The sequence below is a fragment of the Fulvimonas sp. R45 genome, assembly GCF_030504985.1.
Classification (GTDB): domain Bacteria; phylum Pseudomonadota; class Gammaproteobacteria; order Xanthomonadales; family Rhodanobacteraceae; genus Rhodanobacter_A.
In genome coordinates this window covers 68418-84373 of the sequence record NZ_JASERU010000013.1, presented here as the reverse complement: position 1 = coordinate 84373, position 15956 = coordinate 68418, and the positions used below count along the sequence as shown (strand labels likewise).

The following is a 15956-nucleotide window of genomic DNA, read 5'->3' as shown; positions in this document are numbered from 1 at the left end:
GTGCCTTCAGCAGGGCCGCGTCGATGCTAGTAGCCTGTCTGCCAAGGTTTTCCGTGCCTGGCATGGCCCTTGCTCCGATCCACGCGTCAACCACCGCCGAGGTTCCTCCATGACCGCCCAGCAAGTGCTCGACCTGATCCAGGAACACGAGGTCGAGTTCGTCGACCTGCGCTTCGCCGACATGCTCGGCAAGCACCACCACGTGACCTTCCCGGCACACGCCATCGACGAGTCGACCTTCGAGGACGGCAAGATGTTCGACGGCTCCTCGATCACCGGCTGGAAGGGCATCAACGAGTCGGACATGATCCTCATGCCCGACCCGGACACCGCCTACCTCGACCCGTTCAGCCAGCACACCCAGCTGGTGCTGCATTGCGACGTGCTGGAGCCGAGCACGCTGCAGGCCTACGGCCGCGACCCGCGCTCGATCGCCAAGCGCGGCGAGGCCTACCTCAAGTCCACCGGCATCGCCGACACCGCCTTCTTCGGACCGGAGCCGGAATTCTTCATCTTCGACTCGATCCGCTGGCAGAACGACATGGGTCGCGTGTTCTACGAGATCGAGTCGAACGAGGCCGCCTGGAGCTCGCGCTTCAAGTACGACGACGGCAACATGGGCCACCGCCCCGGGGTGAAGGGTGGCTACTTCCCGGTGTCGCCGGTGGACACGCTGGGCGACCTGCGCGCCGACATGTGCAAGGTGCTGGAATCGCTGGGCCAGAAGGTCGAGGTGCACCACCACGAGGTGGCCAACGCCGGCCAGTGCGAGATCGGCGTGAAGTTCAACACGCTGGTGAAGAAGGCCGACGAACTGCTGACGATGAAGTACGTCATCAAGAACGTGGCGCACCAGAACGGCAAGACCGTCACCTTCATGCCCAAGCCCATCGTGGGCGACAACGGCTCGGGCATGCACGTGCACCAGTCGCTGGCGAAGAACGGCGAGAACCTGTTCGCCGGCGATCTCTACGGCGGCCTCAGCCAGACCGCGCTGTGGTACATCGGCGGCATCTTCAAGCACGCCAAGGCGATCAACGCCTTCGCCAACTCCACCACCAACAGCTACAAGCGCCTGGTGCCGGGCTTCGAGGCGCCGGTGATGCTGGCCTACTCCGCGCGCAACCGCTCGGCGAGCTGCCGCATTCCCTACGTGGCCAGCCCGAAGGGCCGCCGCATCGAGGTGCGCTTCCCCGACCCGATGAACTCCGGCTACCTGGTGTTCACCGCGCTGATGATGGCCGGCCTCGACGGCATCCTGAACAAGATCGACCCGGGCGCGCCGGCCGACAAGGATCTCTACGACCTGCCGCCGGAAGAGGAGAAGAACATCCCGCAGGTGTGCGCCAGCCTCGACGAGGCGCTGGACGCGCTGGACAAGGATCGCGACTTCCTCAAGGCTGGCGGCGTGTTCACCGACGACTTCATCGACGCCTACATCGGCGTGAAGATGCAGGAAGTCACCCGCTACCGCGCCAGCACGCACCCGCTGGAATTCCAGATGTACTACGCGCTGTAGGCGCATGGCGCAGGCGAGGACGCGAAGGCGCCCTCGCCTGCCGCGCCGTGTGGGCCCGGCTGGCCGGCGCTGCGGAGTCCATCCTGCTTCCCGCACATGGCGCGCGACGCGCTGGCGAGGTCACGCCCCTCCATCATGGCAGGCCCGCGTGCCGAGGACGCCGCGTACGCGACCGCGCGAACGGCGGCCCACCGGCAGCGTGCCGCCGTTGCGCATGGCAAGCAGCAACTGGCCATTGGCGGCGGTACCCACGCGATCGACCGCGTCCAGATTGACCAGCGTGGAGCGGTGGATGCGCAGGAAGCGCGCCGCGGACAGCACCGCTTCCAGGTGATTGAGGCTGTCGCGCATCAGGTAGCTGCGCTCGGTGACATGGGCCTGCACGTAGTCGCCGTCGGCGGCGAACCATTCGATCTCGTTCAGCGCCAGGCGCTTGCGGCCGCGGCCGAACTCCACCCACACATGCGTGGGTTGCGCGGCGGCCGGGGAGGCGCGCAGCGCGTGCAGGGCGGCTTCCAGCGCGGCGATGCGCTGCCCGGCGTTGCATGCGGCCAGCCGGGCGCGGGCGCGTTCCAGTGCCAGCGCGAGCCGCGCAGGCGCGACCGGCTTGAGCAGGTAATCGGCCGCCTGCACGTCGAAGGCGCGGCTGGCGTAGCGCGGATAGGCGGTGACGAACACCACGACCGGGGTGACGGCGGGGTGCAGCCGCGTCGCCAGCTCGATGCCGGCCAGCACCGGCATCTCGATGTCCAGCAGCAGCAGGTCGGCATCGGTGACGGCGAGCCGCCGCAGCGCCTCCAGGCCGTCGCCCACGCTGCCGACCACTTCCACCGCGGGCAGCGCGCGCAGCAGGCGCTCCAGTGCCAGCCGCGCCGGCGGCTCGTCGTCCACGATCAGCACGCGCAAGGGCATGGCGTTCACGGCGGCGACTCGGGCAGGTGAAGGCGCGCCACGAAGCCGCCGCCGGGCCGCATGCGGGCCTCCAGCCGCGCCGTTGCGCCGTACAGCAGCGCCAGCCGCCGCGCCACGTGATCGAGCCCCACGCCGCGCTTCACCTCGCCGGCACAACCGTGGCCGTCGTCCTCCACCGCGAGCACCCAGCTACCGTCGGCGGCCATGGCGGACAGTTGGATCGTCACCGGTTGCACCGCGCCGGCCAGGCCGTGCTTGATGGCGTTCTCCACCAGCGGCTGCAGGATCAGGGCGGGCACCGGTCGCAGCAGCAGGGCAGGCGGAATCATCTCCACCAGCCGCAGGCGGTCGCCGAAGCGCGCCAGCTCGATGTCGAGGTACTCGCGCACCGCGGCCAGTTCGTCGGCCAGCGGCACCTGCAGCGACGAAGTGCCGTCCACCGAACGGCGCAGGAACGCGGACAAGGCCAGCACGCTGCGTTGGGCCCGCTCGTCGTCGCCTTCCAGCACCAGCGCGTAGACCGTGTTGAGCGCATTGAACAGGAAGTGCGGATTGAGCTGCTGCACCAGCAGCCGGTGCTGGGCGTCGAGCGCCAGCGCGGTGGCCTGTGCCAGGTGCAGTTCGCGTTCGCGGCGGTCCTCCTCCGCGGCCAGCGCCAGGAACAGCAGCACCCACGCCACGAAAGCCCAGAACACCGTCATCGCCGTATCGGTGACGTGCGCCCAGCCGGCGTCGCCCCACAGTGGGCGGATGCGATAGATCGCTAGCCACTCGGCTGACGCGTAGAGCGCGCTGGCGCCGAGCACGCCGCCGGCCACCCATGCCAGCAGCTGGTGCCCGCGGGTCCGCGCCCGGCGCAGCGGCGGCGCCAGCGCCAGGCACAGCAGCGCGCCGAACAGGCACAGCAGCAGCCGGCGCAGCGCGAGATCCAGTTCGTGCTGCATCGGATCCAGCAGCAGCTCGTTCGCCGTCCACGCCACGAAGGCCAGTGCCCACAGCGCCAGGGTGGCGACCAGCAGGGGCAGCGGCGGATGGCGGATCGGCATGCGGGCAGCGTGCACCCGCGCCATGGTGGCGGCAAGACCGCTTGGCGACGCGCCGGTGCCGTTCGCCGAAAGCGGTTTGACCCCGCGGCGGACCGTCTGCGATTCCAGCTGCCAGGTCCGGTTGGAGGGGAGGTGGCGCGTGGGCAAGGCATGCTGGGTGGCCGCGGTGCTGGCACTGCTGCCTTGGGCGGCAGCCGCCGGCGGGCATGCGGCGATGCAGGCGCAGTCGGTGCGCGCCGTGCGGGTGGCGCGGCCGCCGCTGTTCGACGGTGGGCTGGACGATCCGGCCTGGGCGTCGGCGGCGCCGATCGAGCGCTTCTACGAAACCTATCCCGGCGACCGCACGCCGGCGCCCGAGCACACCGAGGTACGCCTGCTCTACGACGACCGCTACCTGTACGTGGGGCTGCGCATGGACCTGCGCGATACCGCGCGCCTGCGCGAACCGTTCGTGCGCCGCGACAAGGTCAACGCCTCGCACGACTACGTGCAGATCTACCTCGACCCGCAGGGCACGCGACGCGGCTCCTACCTGTTCCGCGTCGATGCGCGCGGGGTGAAGACCGACGGCTACCAGAACGAGGCGCAGCAGACCGAGACGCTGGACCCCGATTACGACTGGGACGTGGCCACCCGCGTCGGCGCGCGCGGCTGGACCGCGGAGATGCGCATCCCGCTGACCACCCTGCGCATCGCGCGGCGCGGCCGCCAGCGCTGGGCGGTGGTGGTGACCCGCGGCGTGCCGCGGGACGAGAACACGCAGATGGCCAGCGCGCCGTTTCCGCACGACGCCAGCTGCTTCCTCTGCTACGCCGGCACCGTGCAGTTCGACGACCTGGAGCCGCACGCGGAGCCCGTGCTGCTCACCCCCGGCCTCACCATCACCCGCCGCCACGAGGGCGGCAGCTACGGCCACGCCGACGACCTGCGCTGGCGGCCCAGCTTCGACGCGAAATGGCTGCCGCGGCCCGGCGCGGCGCTGGACGTCACGGTCCATCCGGATTTCTCGCAGGTGGAGGCCGACCAGGCGCAGCTCACCGCCAACCAGCGTTTCGCGCTCGACCTGCCGGAGAAGCGGCCGTTCTTCCGCGAGGGCGCCGACCTGGTCACCACGCTGATTCCGGCCGTCTACACCCGCAGCGTGGCCGCGCCGGACTGGGGGCTGCGCTACACCCGGCGCTCCGACGGCCTGGAGGGCACGGCCTTCCTCGCCCGCGACGGCGGCCGCCCGGCGATCATCGAACCCGGCTTTCTCGGCTCCTCACTGGTGCTGCCGGACTTCGACTCGCGCGATGGCTTCGCGCGCCTGCGCCAGACCTTGGCCCATGGCGACGCCGGCGCGTTGCTGGCGGTGAAGGACAACGACGACGGCAGCCGCAACCGGGTCGCCGGGGTGGACGGCAGCTGGGCCGACAGCACCGACCGCCTGATCGGCCAGTGGCTGGAATCGGACACGCGCGACCCGAACCGGCCCGACCTCGCGGCGGACTGGCGCGGACAATCGCTTCGCGGCAGCGCGCTGTGGCTGGAGTGGGACCACAGCACGCGCAACGTATGGACGCTGCGCTACCAGCGCTACGATCCCGGCTTCCGCAGCTGGCTGGGCTACGTGCCGCGGGTGGGCTACCAGGCGCTGCACTACGACTACAACCGGCCGTTCTATTCCACCGCCAAGTGGATCAACACCATCGAGCCCTATGTCTGGATCGACCGAGTGCAAGGCATCGGCGGCCAACGCGGGCACGAGTTCGATCCCGCACTGGGACTCGTCCTGGCCGGCTGGCGCGACTTCGCCGCCGACATCCGCCTGCACCCCGATGCCAGCGTGCTCGACGGCAACGGGCGCGAGCGGCACGTGCGCTACGTGGAGTGGAAGCTCGGCGTCAATCCGGCGCCGCGCATCCCGGCGCTGGGCTTCACCGGCAGCCGCGGCCGCGTGGTCGACTACGCCAGCGGCGACGTGGTGCCCGGCACCACGTGGGGCCTGCACCTGGTCACCCGGCCGTGGGACCGGCTGGAGCTGGAATGGCGCGAGGACCGCAGCCTGCTCGATCGCCGTCCCGGCGAAGCGCACCGGCTCACCGAGGCGGCCCGGCAGTTCTACGCCACCTGGTACTTCTCCGCCCGCCTGTATGCGCTGCTGGCCTGGCAGCGGCACAGTACCGACCGCCGCTATCCGGGCCGCGAACATTACCGCGCCACCCAGGCCAGCCTGCAATTCAACTGGGACTGGTCGCGCGACCTGCAGCTGTACTGGGGCGTGCGCGGCGCCGGCGAGTATCCCGACGACCGGCGCCAGCGCGGCCACGGCAGCGAGGTCTACTTCAAGCTGGCCTGGACCTGGCGCCCCGGGACCTGAACGGGCAGCCGCCTACTTCGGCAGCGCCGGCATCCGCTTCGCCAGTTCGCGCTGGCGGCGGATCTCCTCGCGCAGCGCGCGGCGTTTCGCCCTGCGCTCGCGGCGGTCGTGCTGCCACAGGTAGATCGCCGGCGTGCTGAGCAGGGTCAGCAGCTGCGATACCAGCAGGCCGCCCAGGATGGCGATGCCCAGCGGCTGGCGCATCTCCGAGCCGTAGCCGAAGCCGATCGCCAGCGGCAGCGCCGCGCCCATCGCCACCAGGGTGGTCATGGTAATCGGTCGGAAGCGCACCAGCGCGGCCTCGCGGATCGCCTCCGGCGGCGTGCGGCCGTGCTCGCGCTCGGCGACCAGGGCGAAGTCCACCATCAGGATCGCGTTCTTCTTCACGATGCCGATCAGCATCAGCACCGCGATCACCGACATCATGGTGAGCTGGGTATGGGTGACCAGCATCGCCAGGAACGCGCCCATGCCGGCGGCGGGCAGGGTCGAGATGATGGTCAGCGGGTGGATCAGGCTCTCGTAGAGGATACCCAGCACCACGTACATCACCAGGATCACCGCCAGCAGCATGATCAGCGCGTTGCCGAGCGCCTCCATCAGGTTCTTGTTGTCGCCGGTGTACTTCTTCTGCACGCCGGCCGGCAGCTGGGCGGCGTAGATCGCCTGGTCGACCAGCTTGAGGCCCTCGAGCTGGCTCACGCCCTTGGCCAGGTTATAGTTGATGCTGGCTGATTCGATCTGGTCGAAATGGCTGATCGTGGTCGGCGCGATGGCCGGATGGATGGTCGCCACCGCCGAGAGCGGGATCATCTTGCCCTGGCTGCTGCGCACGTAGGTGTTCAGCAGCGAGGCGGGGCTCAGGGAATCGGCCTTGTCGGAGGTGATCACCACGCGGTACTGGTTGATGTCGGAATAGATCGTGGTGGCGAAGCCCTGGCCGAAGGCGTTGGACAGCGCGTCGTCCACGTCGGACAGGCTCACGTGGAGGCGCGCGGCCGTGGCGCGGTCCACCTGCAGCATCTGCTGCTTGCCGATGCTGTCGAAGCTGGTGCTGACGTCGTGGAACTGCTTCATGCCGCGCATCACCCGCGCCAGCCGCAGCGTGGGCTGCTGCAGCGGCGTGCCGTCGAGGCTGTCGAGCTGGAACGAATACTGCCCCTTGCCGTTGCCCGAACCCCCGCCCCCGCCGAAGAACTGGTTGACGCTGATCGAGACATTCAGGTCCGTCACGTTCTTGAACTGCTTGGCCAGCCGGTCGACCACCGCCTGTGCGGGCACGTGGCGGTCGCCCGGCCCGTCGCCGAGGTCCTTCAGGTCGACGAACAGGTTGGACTCGTTGCCGACCGCGCCGATGCCGTTGCCGTTGCCGAGGAAGGCGGAGACGTCGCGCACGGCCGGATCGGCCTGGATCTTCGCGGCCACCTCCTGCGTGCGCGTGGCCAGCAGGGTGGGCGAGATGTTGGCGTTGGCGGTGATGCCCACCTGCAGCAGGCCGGTGTCCTCCTTCGGCATCAATCCGCCGCCGGCCGTCATGCCCACCAGCACCGCCAGCACGACGGTCAGCACCAGCAGGAGCACCGGCTGCCAGCGCATGATGCGCCGATGATGCATCGCCCAGTCCAGGCCGCGCTCGTAGACGCGCAGCATCCAGCGGTCGAAGCGCTCGGCCAGGCGTTCGAGGCGCCCCGGCCGGCGGTGGGCGTCGTCATGCGCGTCCAGCCAGCGCCCGCACAGCGCCGGTGTGAGCGTGAGCGAGACCACCGCCGAGATCACGATGGTGGCGATCAGCGTCACCGAGAACTCGCGCATCAGCAGGGTGAACATGTTGTTGCCGAACACCATCGGCCCGAACACCGCGATCAGCGACAGCGTGATCGAGATCACCGTGAAGCCGATCTCGCGCACGCCGGCCAGCGCGGCCGGCAGCGGCTTCATGCCCTGCTCCATGTGGCGCACGATGTTCTCGATCACCACGATGGCGTCGTCCACCACGAAGCCCACGCACAGCACCAGCGCCACCAGCGAGAAGATGTTGAGGGTGAAGCCGAGCACCCACATCGTCACCAGCGCGCCGGCCAGCGACAGCGGCACGCTGAACATCGCGATCACCGTGGGCCTCAGGCGGCGCAGGAACACCAGCATCACCAGCGCCACCATCACCACGCTGACCAGCAGCGCCACTTCCACTTCGTGCAGCGCCGACAAGGTGGTGGGGGTGAGGTCGAAAATCGGCGTGATGGCCACGTCGGCGGGCAGCAGGCCGCGCAGCTCCGGCAGGCGGGCCCGGATTGCCTCCACCGTGGCCACCGCATTGGCGTCGTTGCGCTTGGTGATCTGCATCACCACCGCGCGCTGGCCGTTGAACCAGGCGGCGGCGTACTTGTCCTGCTGGCCGCCAGTGACCGTGGCGACGTCGGACAGGCGCACCGGCGCGCCATGGCGCACCGCGACCACCAGGCGGGCGAAGTCCGCCGGCGTCTGCAGCGAATCGTTCGCCGTCACCGTCATCTGGGTGGCGCCGTTGCTCAACATGCCCTGGGGCGAGGTGACGTTGGCCGCGCGCAGCGCATTGGCGATGTCGTTGGCGGTGATCCCGGCATGGGCCAGCGCGTCGGTGTCCAGCGCCACGCGCACGGCATGCGGCGTGCCGCCGCCCAGCTGCACCTGCGCCACGCCGGGAATCTGCGCCACCGCCGGCTTGAGCAGCGTGTCGGTGAGGTCGTAGAGCTTGTCGGGCGGCAGGCTGGAGGAGGTGATCGAGACCAGCAGGATGGGGATCTGCGAGGTGTCGAACTTGAAGTACTGGGGCGGGTTGGGCAGGCCCGGCGGCAGGTCGGGCGCGGCGGCGTTGATCGCCGCCTGCACGTCGCGCGCGGCCTGGTCGGCATGGCGGCTCATGTCGAACAGGATCTGGATCTGCGTGCCGCCGTCGTTGGTGCTGGAGCTCATCTGCTTGATCCCGGGGATGCGCCCCAGGTGCCGTTCCAGCGGCGACACCACCGTGCTCGCCATCGTCTGCGCGTTCGCGCCCGGCATCTGCGCGAACACCACCACGCCGGGAAATTCGATCGACGGGAAGGCCGCCACGCCCAGCAGCAGGTAGGCGCAGAAGCCGGCGATGGCCAGGCCGATCGCCAGCAGCGAGGTGCCGGCCGGGCGGCGGATCATCGGCGCGAACAGATTCATGCGGGCCTCTTCCCGCGCACGGCGCGGTGGACATCCATGTGCGGGGCCATGCGCGTGCGGAACGCGACGGCGGTTGCGTCGTGGCGAAGGAACGGGGTCATGGCACCTTTATGCCTGTCCGGCCGGACCCGTGAATGTGCCTGAAGTCCGGCCGTGCCGAAAGGCATGGCCGGGCCTGGCGCGGCCTTCGGCGAGCCGTGGAGCGGCATGAGGCAGCAGCTGCGGGCCGGATAGTTTCGGCCAAGCAAGGCATGGGACGCTTTCCCTGCCGGATACGCCATGTCTCCGCTGTGCCTTCCGGTGGGGGCGAGTCTTGAGTCTGCAGCGTGCGGCAGGTCAACATAATGCAGTAAATATGTGCGATTGGACCGCCAATTATTTCGATTGCGAACATGCGAGCACATCGTCGCGTTTTCTCACAAGTTCAGTCACTTTCCGGCATGTATGTCCGAGGCGCGGCATGAAATTGCCGCAGCACGCAATTTTTTGCGAAACAATGACTGTTATCCATGATTCGCGGGTCCGAAAGATGGCCCATGACACATGGAGGCCGATATGAGGTGGTGTAGGAGCCCCAGATCGGGGGAGAAGCCGATGTCTGCAACATGCGCTCATAAGTTCTTATAAGTAAATAGTTTATTCGCAGTCTGCAACTTGTGCGCAGGCTTCGGACCTGATGTGTAGGTTCCAAATGACAGACATATGTTCCCTGCACCGAAATAAGTCGTCGGGAAATGGCGAAAGATATTGCTTTCGCAAGAACTTGCCATTTTAGATGGCTGTATAACAATTGCTAAGAAAGTGTTGACAGTCACATTCGGACAAACTAAGTTCGGCCAAGAGAGGGTCCGGGGGTTGATGGTGGGAGTCTGCGCCAGGAATTCGAGGTGAACATGCGTATGGATGGCATTCACTTTATGAATCCATGTGGACGGGTTTCAAATCCAAACGGATTCCTCGCGATTATCGCCATTACCTGCCTGAACTGGTTGGCGTAGTCATTATCTAGTTGCCCTCAATTGGGCTGTTTCCGGGGAGATACAAATGAACAAGCACATGGCGCGGGGTTGCCTTTACCGCCGCAACGCCTTGACTGCCGCCTTGGCCGTGAGCCTGGGCTTCACCAGCTTGGCCTATGGCCAGGCCACGACAGGCTCGATTATCGGTACCGCCCCGGTGGCGGCTGGCGAAACAGTCAGGGTTGTCAACAACCAAACCGGATTTACCCGTGAGGTGCCGGTCGACAGCAGTGGCCGCTACAGCGTCACCAACCTGCCGCTAGGCGGCGACTATACGGTGTCGCTGATCAGCAATGGCCAGACGGTCTCGTCACAGAACCATGTGGCGGTGAGCGTTGGTGGTGCCGCTCAAGTGCCGTTTGCCTCCTCCAAGAATGTGGAGAACCTGTCTGGCGTCACGGTCATGGCCAACGCACTTCCCGCGATCGACGTGTCCTCGACCCGCCAGACCTCCGTGATCACCGCCCAGCAGTTGAAGCAGCTGCCGTTGGCACGCAATGCCGAATCCATCGCCGTGCTGGCACCCGGTGTCGCCGGCGGCAACGCCAGCCTAGGTACTGGCCCAGCCGGGACGCCGCTGATCTCCTTCGGCGGCGATTCGACGGCGGAGAACGCCTACTACGTCAACGGCTTCAACACCACCGACCCGGTGGGCAATGCGGGCGGCATCGCCCTGCCGTACTTCGCCATTGCCGAGCAGCAGACCATCACGTCCGGCTACGGTGCCGAATACGGCCGCTCCACCGGCGGCGTGATCAGCCAGATCGGCCACCGCGGCGGCAATGATTTCCACGCTGGCGTCTATGTCACCTGGGCACCGAGCTGGGCGCGAAGCACCTACGACAACATCTACTATGCAAACCCGGCGTCGACGACGGCAGGGCAGCAACCTGGCGACATATTCGTCAATCGCCACAAGAACAAGGACTGGAGCACGGTCTATGACGCCTACATTTCAGGTCCGCTGATCAAGGACAAGCTGTTCTTCTACCTCACGGCCGAAGCCCAGCACGACAGCAGCAAGTCCACCGGCTCGGTCAACTCGCCGTACTACAACTCGCGCAGCACCAGCCTGCCCAAGCTCTACGGCAAGTTGGACTGGAACATCAATGACAGCAACGTTCTTGAGGCTACCTACGCCTCGAGCAAGGCCGAAGATCTCTCGAACAACGCCTACAACTACGACTACAGCACGAATGCCGTAGGCAGCTTCAACAGCATCAACAACCCGCTGTACTCGAGCAAGTTCGACATCGGCATCCTGAAGTACACCTCGTACATCACCGACAACCTCACGCTGAGCGTGCTGGCCGGCAAGATGAAGAGCACGTACTACAGCCAGCAATTGACCTATCCGGGCTTCGATCTGTTACTGGCGGGCGTGTCTGGCGTGGGAAGCCAGAACCCGACCGTGCCGGGTTCCGGCAACACGAACAACAACGCGTTGACCATCCCCTCTCCGGACCACCGATCCACCGAAAACAACTTCCGCCTGGACCTGGACTGGAAGCTGGGCGACCACGACGTGAAGTTCGGCGTGGACAACATGCGCAGCACGGATATCAGTGACGGTAGCCAGAGCGCCGGCCCGGGGTATTACTGGATCTACGGCAAGCAAGGCTCGAAGAACTTCTCCAAGCCCACCCTGTCGTGCAACGCGTTGGGCCAGTGCGTCGCCAACCCGATCAACTACCCCAATGGCGGCGCGGTAGGTACCGGCGACGATGCCGCCAGCTACTACGTCGTGAAGCGGACGTATGGCGGCGTGGCCTCGTTCACGGTGGAGCAAAAGGCGCAATACGTCGAGGACAACTGGCAGGTTACGCCCAACCTGCTGCTGAACCTCGGCCTGCGCAACGACCAGTTCACCAACTACAGCGCTGGCAACCAACCCTACATCCGGGAAACCTCGCCGCAGTGGCAGCCGCGCCTGGGCTTCAGCTGGGACATCTTCGGCGACAGCAGCGCCAAGTTGTACGGCAACGTGGGGCGTTACTACCTCGCCCTGCCCACGGGCCTCGGCGTACGCATGGCAGGCGCCAATGCCTACCTCAACGAGTACTACACCTATGCGTCCATCGATGCGAACGGCATCCCGCAGGGCCTGACCCAGGTTCCCACGACTGCGACGCCTTATTCGCCTGATGGCGAGTACGGCACACCGAAGGACCCGAAGACGATTGCCGCCTCGGATCTGAAGCCGATGTACCAGGATGAGTACGTGCTGGGCTTCCAGAAGTCGTTCAACGCATTCGGCCAGTCGCTGGTCTGGACCTCGCAGGCGACCTACTCGAGGATGAACAACATCATCGACGATACCGGTACGGTCACCGAGCCTGCCGATGCGCTTGACAGCGCGTTCCAGACGGACATCCTGGTCAACCCAGGCCGCAGCAACAAGGTGCGCTACCTGGCGACCGACGGCACCTACAAGACCTACACATGGAACCCGCATACGGTGACCGGTGGATACGTCACGGGCTTCCCGGCTGCATTCCGCAAGTACTACAGCCTGGAAGAAGCCCTTGAGCATCCGTGGGATGGCAAGTGGATGGGCAAGATCGACTACGTGTTCGCCAAGAGCTACGGCACCACGGAGGGCCCGACTTATTCGCCGCTTGGACAGGTCTCCAATGCTTCGGCCGCTGCGGGTGGCGGCCAGTCCGCCTCGATCAGCGAAGCCTGGGATTTCCCGGAACTGATGCAGTACTCGAACGGCGAATTGCCCAACTCGCATCGCCACACGCTGAAGGCCTACGGCACCTACTCGATTACCCCCGAGTGGCTGGTCAGCGGTCTGTACATCATCCAGTCGGGTGCGCCTATCACCTGCCTGGGCGCCTGGGGCCCGGACCAGATCGATGCGGAAGGCTACGGCGAGGCCTACCACTGGTGCGATGGCAAGCCGTCGCCTCCGGGCAGGGCCGGTCATCTGCCGTGGACCCATCAGCTCGACCTCTCGGTCAGCTACATCCCGGAGTGGGCCGGCAAGCACCTGACTCTCCAGGTGCAGGTCCAGAACGTGTTCAACGAGCAGAACACCACGGCTTACACTGTTACCCACGATGGCGTGGGCGGCGCACCGGATCCCACGTACAAGCTGCCTATCGGCGGTGTGACGGGCTATGCGGTGGAGCTCCCGCGGTACGCGGAGTTCAGCGTCAAGTACGACTGGTAAGCAACAATCTCCACGCAATGCTGCCACAGCGGCAGCATTGCGTGGTGGATGAAAACGGACAAGGCCGCCGGGCAACCGGCGGCCTTGTCCGTTTCAGCGCGCCAAGCGCTCTCGCAACGGCTGCAACCATTCCAGATAGGGCGCACTATGCGCCGTGCCGGCGCGGATAGGTTCGCGCACCTGCGCCGCACTGGCCGTGCTGAGCACCTCGCGTTTGGTCTGGTGGGGCGCGAGGCAGGCGGAATCGAAGTCCAGTTCGCAGAATGCCAGCAGGCGGCGGATCTGCACCTCGGGTTCCCGCACCAGGGTTTCGTAGGGGTAGTCGAGTACGTGTCTAGGGTGGCGCGCCAGCCAGAACGCGCTGAGGCGCTCGTAGTCGCGGTAGTACTCCGCCATCTCGCCGAGGTCGTAGCTGTAATGCACGCCGTGCCGGAACAGGTGGCGGTAGCAGGAGAAGCAGGTTTCCACCGGATCGCGGTGGCAGTGGATGATCTTTGCCCCAGGCAGCATGAGGCGGACCGCGCCCAGTAGCGGCCAGTTGGCGACGTTCTTGTCCGTAAAGCGAGGGTGTTGCTCGCGCCAGCGCGCGGTGCGGGCGAGGTAGTCCCGGCCCAGCCGTTGCCAGTCGTCGTCGGTGGCGGCGGGGACCCATTGCGGGAAGGGCTGCCCGCGGCGGCGCGATTCGTCTTCGATGACTTGGGGTAGGTCGGGGATCTCGTTGGCGCCCGCGACGTCGGGATGGGTCGCGAGGATATGCTCGACCAGCGTGGAGCCCGAGCGCGGCATGCTGGCGATGAAGATGACTTCGTGGCCCAGCGCGGAGTCCAGCGGTGCAGGCAGCGGGGCGCTGAAGGCTTCCATGATGCGGTCGATCTGCGTGCGCTCGGCGGCAGCGTTCCACTCCACCTGGCGCCGCTTGTCCGCGTTTGCCTGGCGCAGCGCTTCGAAAGCGTTGGCGTAGTCGTGCTGGTCTTCCAGCGCCCGGAACAGGCTGAAGCCGAGCAGCACCCGCGTCTCGGAAGCCAGGTTGGGCTGACGCAGGGCGCGGCGGATCAGGTCGATGTCGGCAGGTCCCAGCGACTCGGTCTTGAGGTTGGCCAGGCCGTGCCAGGCCTCGGCGCACTCCGGATGCCTGCTCAGCACGTGACGGTACTCCGCCACGGCACGCGGGATGTCGCCTTGCATGGTGGCGATGTCGGCCACGCCGATGCGGGCCAGCGCGTGCCCCTCGTCCAGCGCCAGCGCGCGGCGGAAGGCCTGGTCGGCTTCCCGCGATTGCCCGCGCTGCTTCAGTGCCTTGCCGAGGTTGTACCAGGGGGCGGACTGTTGTGGCGCCAGCTCGCAAGCCCGCTGCAGGTGGTCCAATGCTTCGTCCAACGCGCCGGCATCATGCAGGGCACAGCCCAGATACATCCGCATGTTGGCATCCGCCGGGCGTTGCACGGCGGCCTTGCGCAGGAAGCCGATCGCCTTGCCGGCATCGCCGCGCATCAGCAGGGCAAGCCCATACATGAATTGCGCATCGGCGAGGTTTGGTGCAAGGGCTAGCGCCTTCGTCAGCGCTTTTTCCGCCAGGTCTGGCTGCCGTTGGTTGATTGCCCGGCCGGCTTCAGCGAGCCATTGGCGAACGGATGGCGGTAGCGGCTGGGACATGGTCGAAAATCCGGGTGGAATGCCGCCGGGCGACGATCATGCCCTGGCGTGGATGCACATCGCGCAGAAGTGTTCCAGAACGAAGGCCGGGCTGCATCAGGCCGGGCAATCAATCCGTCTGCAACTCCGCCACGAAGTCGTAGATATCCCCGCGATACCAGGACGTGGTGAATTCCACCACGCGGCCGTCGTCGAGGAAGGCGCGGCGCTCGATGTTGAGGCCGGCGCTGCCGGGGGGCACGTGCAGCAGGCGGGCGTGGCGGGCGCCGAGCAGCACGGCGCGCAGCCGCTGCAGCGCGCGGCGCGGGCGGCAGCCGCGGGTCTCCAGCGCCTCGTAGAGCGAGTCGTGCACCAGCATGGGATCGGGCAGCACGCTGGCCGGCACCACGGTGCGCTCGATCGCCAGCGGTTCGTCGCCGGCGTAGCGCACGCGGTGCAGGCGCACCACCTGCACGCCGGGCGACAGGTTCAGCGCCATCGACTCCTCCGGCGTCACCTCGCCCACGTCGCGCTCGAAGAATTCCGAGCGCGGGTCGAGGCCGCGCGCGCGCAGGTCCTCGGTGAAGCTGGTCAGGCGCGACATCGGCTTGATGATGCGCTCGGCCACGAAGGTGCCGGCGCCGTGGCGCTGGGTCAGCACGCCTTCCTCGACCAGGCCGGCGATGGCCTTGCGCACGGTGACGCGCGACAGGCTCAGGGTCTGCGCCAGGTCGCGTTCGCTGGGCAGGGTCTGGCCGGGTTCGATCGCGCGGTGCTCGATCACGTTGCGGATCGCGCGTCGCAGGCGCAGGTAGGCCAGCGGCTGGTGCGCGGCCGTGTCGCGGCAGAGGCGGCGGTATTCGTCGGCGAGTGCGCTGTGCATGGAGGCCTGTTCCTCATCGGCGCCGTGCCTGACGGGGCCGTCCGGGTCGCCGGCCGCGGGGCGGACGGGGCGACGCCTACCATACCAATGGCGCACCACTGGGACAACTCGGGCCTTGGCGGCGGCTTTCCGTGACGATCCCTTTTTCCGAAAGGGCATATGAATTCGTATGCAGCGGACTGGTCTTGTCTGGTATGACATTGGTACGATCGAGGTTCC

General features: G+C 67.0%; 8 protein-coding genes. 3 read left to right on the top strand and 5 right to left on the bottom strand.

What is annotated here, in order from left to right; all coding sequences use genetic code 11:
• The first annotated feature begins 109 nt into the window (after positions 1 to 109).
• Complete coding sequence (gene glnA, locus QMK61_RS12470) at positions 110 to 1519, top strand: type I glutamate--ammonia ligase (protein ID WP_302072539.1); 1410 nt, start codon at positions 110 to 112, stop codon at positions 1517 to 1519.
• A gap of 120 nt (positions 1520 to 1639) precedes the next feature.
• Here glnA and QMK61_RS12465 read toward each other — a convergent pair whose 3' ends face one another.
• Together QMK61_RS12465 and QMK61_RS12460 are read right to left on the bottom strand one after the other, a co-directional pair.
• Positions 1640 to 2431 carry a LytTR family DNA-binding domain-containing protein gene (locus tag QMK61_RS12465; protein WP_302072576.1) on the bottom strand — a complete coding sequence of 264 codons (792 nt, stop codon included), beginning with the start codon at positions 2429 to 2431 and terminating at the stop codon, positions 1640 to 1642.
• A gap of 5 nt (positions 2432 to 2436) precedes the next feature.
• Positions 2437 to 3477: a histidine kinase gene (locus tag QMK61_RS12460; protein ID WP_302072538.1), complete on the bottom strand. Its 1041-nt coding sequence runs from the start codon at positions 3475 to 3477 to the stop codon at positions 2437 to 2439.
• Positions 3478 to 3616: 139 nt separating this feature from the next.
• Between QMK61_RS12460 and QMK61_RS12455 the strand changes: the two genes are divergently transcribed.
• Positions 3617 to 5836 (top strand): sugar-binding protein, encoded by a 2220-nt coding sequence (locus QMK61_RS12455; RefSeq protein WP_302072537.1) that lies wholly within the window; start codon positions 3617 to 3619, stop codon positions 5834 to 5836.
• Between the two features lie 12 nt (positions 5837 to 5848).
• On the opposite strand, the gene QMK61_RS12450 is transcribed toward QMK61_RS12455, so the two are convergent.
• Positions 5849 to 9025 (bottom strand): efflux RND transporter permease subunit, encoded by a 3177-nt coding sequence (locus QMK61_RS12450; RefSeq protein WP_302072536.1) that lies wholly within the window; start codon positions 9023 to 9025, stop codon positions 5849 to 5851.
• Between the two features lie 1044 nt (positions 9026 to 10069).
• Here QMK61_RS12450 and QMK61_RS12445 point away from each other — a divergent pair.
• Positions 10070 to 13222: a TonB-dependent receptor gene (locus QMK61_RS12445; protein ID WP_302072535.1), complete on the top strand. Its 3153-nt coding sequence runs from the start codon at positions 10070 to 10072 to the stop codon at positions 13220 to 13222.
• 93 nt (positions 13223 to 13315) lie between these two features.
• On the opposite strand, the gene QMK61_RS12440 is transcribed toward QMK61_RS12445, so the two are convergent.
• Together QMK61_RS12440 and QMK61_RS12435 are read right to left on the bottom strand one after the other, a co-directional pair.
• Positions 13316 to 14875 carry a tetratricopeptide repeat-containing sulfotransferase family protein gene (locus tag QMK61_RS12440; protein WP_302072534.1) on the bottom strand — a complete coding sequence of 520 codons (1560 nt, stop codon included), beginning with the start codon at positions 14873 to 14875 and terminating at the stop codon, positions 13316 to 13318.
• A 109-nt stretch (positions 14876 to 14984) separates the two neighbouring features.
• The gene (locus QMK61_RS12435) at positions 14985 to 15737 is read right to left on the bottom strand and encodes a GntR family transcriptional regulator (RefSeq protein ID WP_302072533.1); all 753 of its coding nucleotides are present in this window, start codon (positions 15735 to 15737) and stop codon (positions 14985 to 14987) included.
• Positions 15738 to 15956: the final 219 nt, after the last annotated feature.

What these genes read in the sequence shown, in the direction of transcription:
- QMK61_RS12465 (WP_302072576.1), bottom strand. Translation starts at nt 2,431, where the DNA reads ATGCCCTTGCGCGTGCTGATCGTGGACGACGAGCCGCCGGCGCGGCTG.
- QMK61_RS12460 (WP_302072538.1), bottom strand. Translation starts at nt 3,477, where the DNA reads ATGCCGATCCGCCATCCGCCGCTGCCCCTGCTGGTCGCCACCCTGGCG.
- QMK61_RS12440 (WP_302072534.1), bottom strand. Translation starts at nt 14,875, where the DNA reads ATGTCCCAGCCGCTACCGCCATCCGTTCGCCAATGGCTCGCTGAAGCC.
- QMK61_RS12450 (WP_302072536.1), bottom strand. Translation starts at nt 9,025, where the DNA reads ATGAATCTGTTCGCGCCGATGATCCGCCGCCCGGCCGGCACCTCGCTG.
- glnA (WP_302072539.1), top strand. Translation starts at nt 110, where the DNA reads ATGACCGCCCAGCAAGTGCTCGACCTGATCCAGGAACACGAGGTCGAG.
- QMK61_RS12445 (WP_302072535.1), top strand. Translation starts at nt 10,070, where the DNA reads ATGAACAAGCACATGGCGCGGGGTTGCCTTTACCGCCGCAACGCCTTG.
- QMK61_RS12435 (WP_302072533.1), bottom strand. Translation starts at nt 15,737, where the DNA reads ATGCACAGCGCACTCGCCGACGAATACCGCCGCCTCTGCCGCGACACG.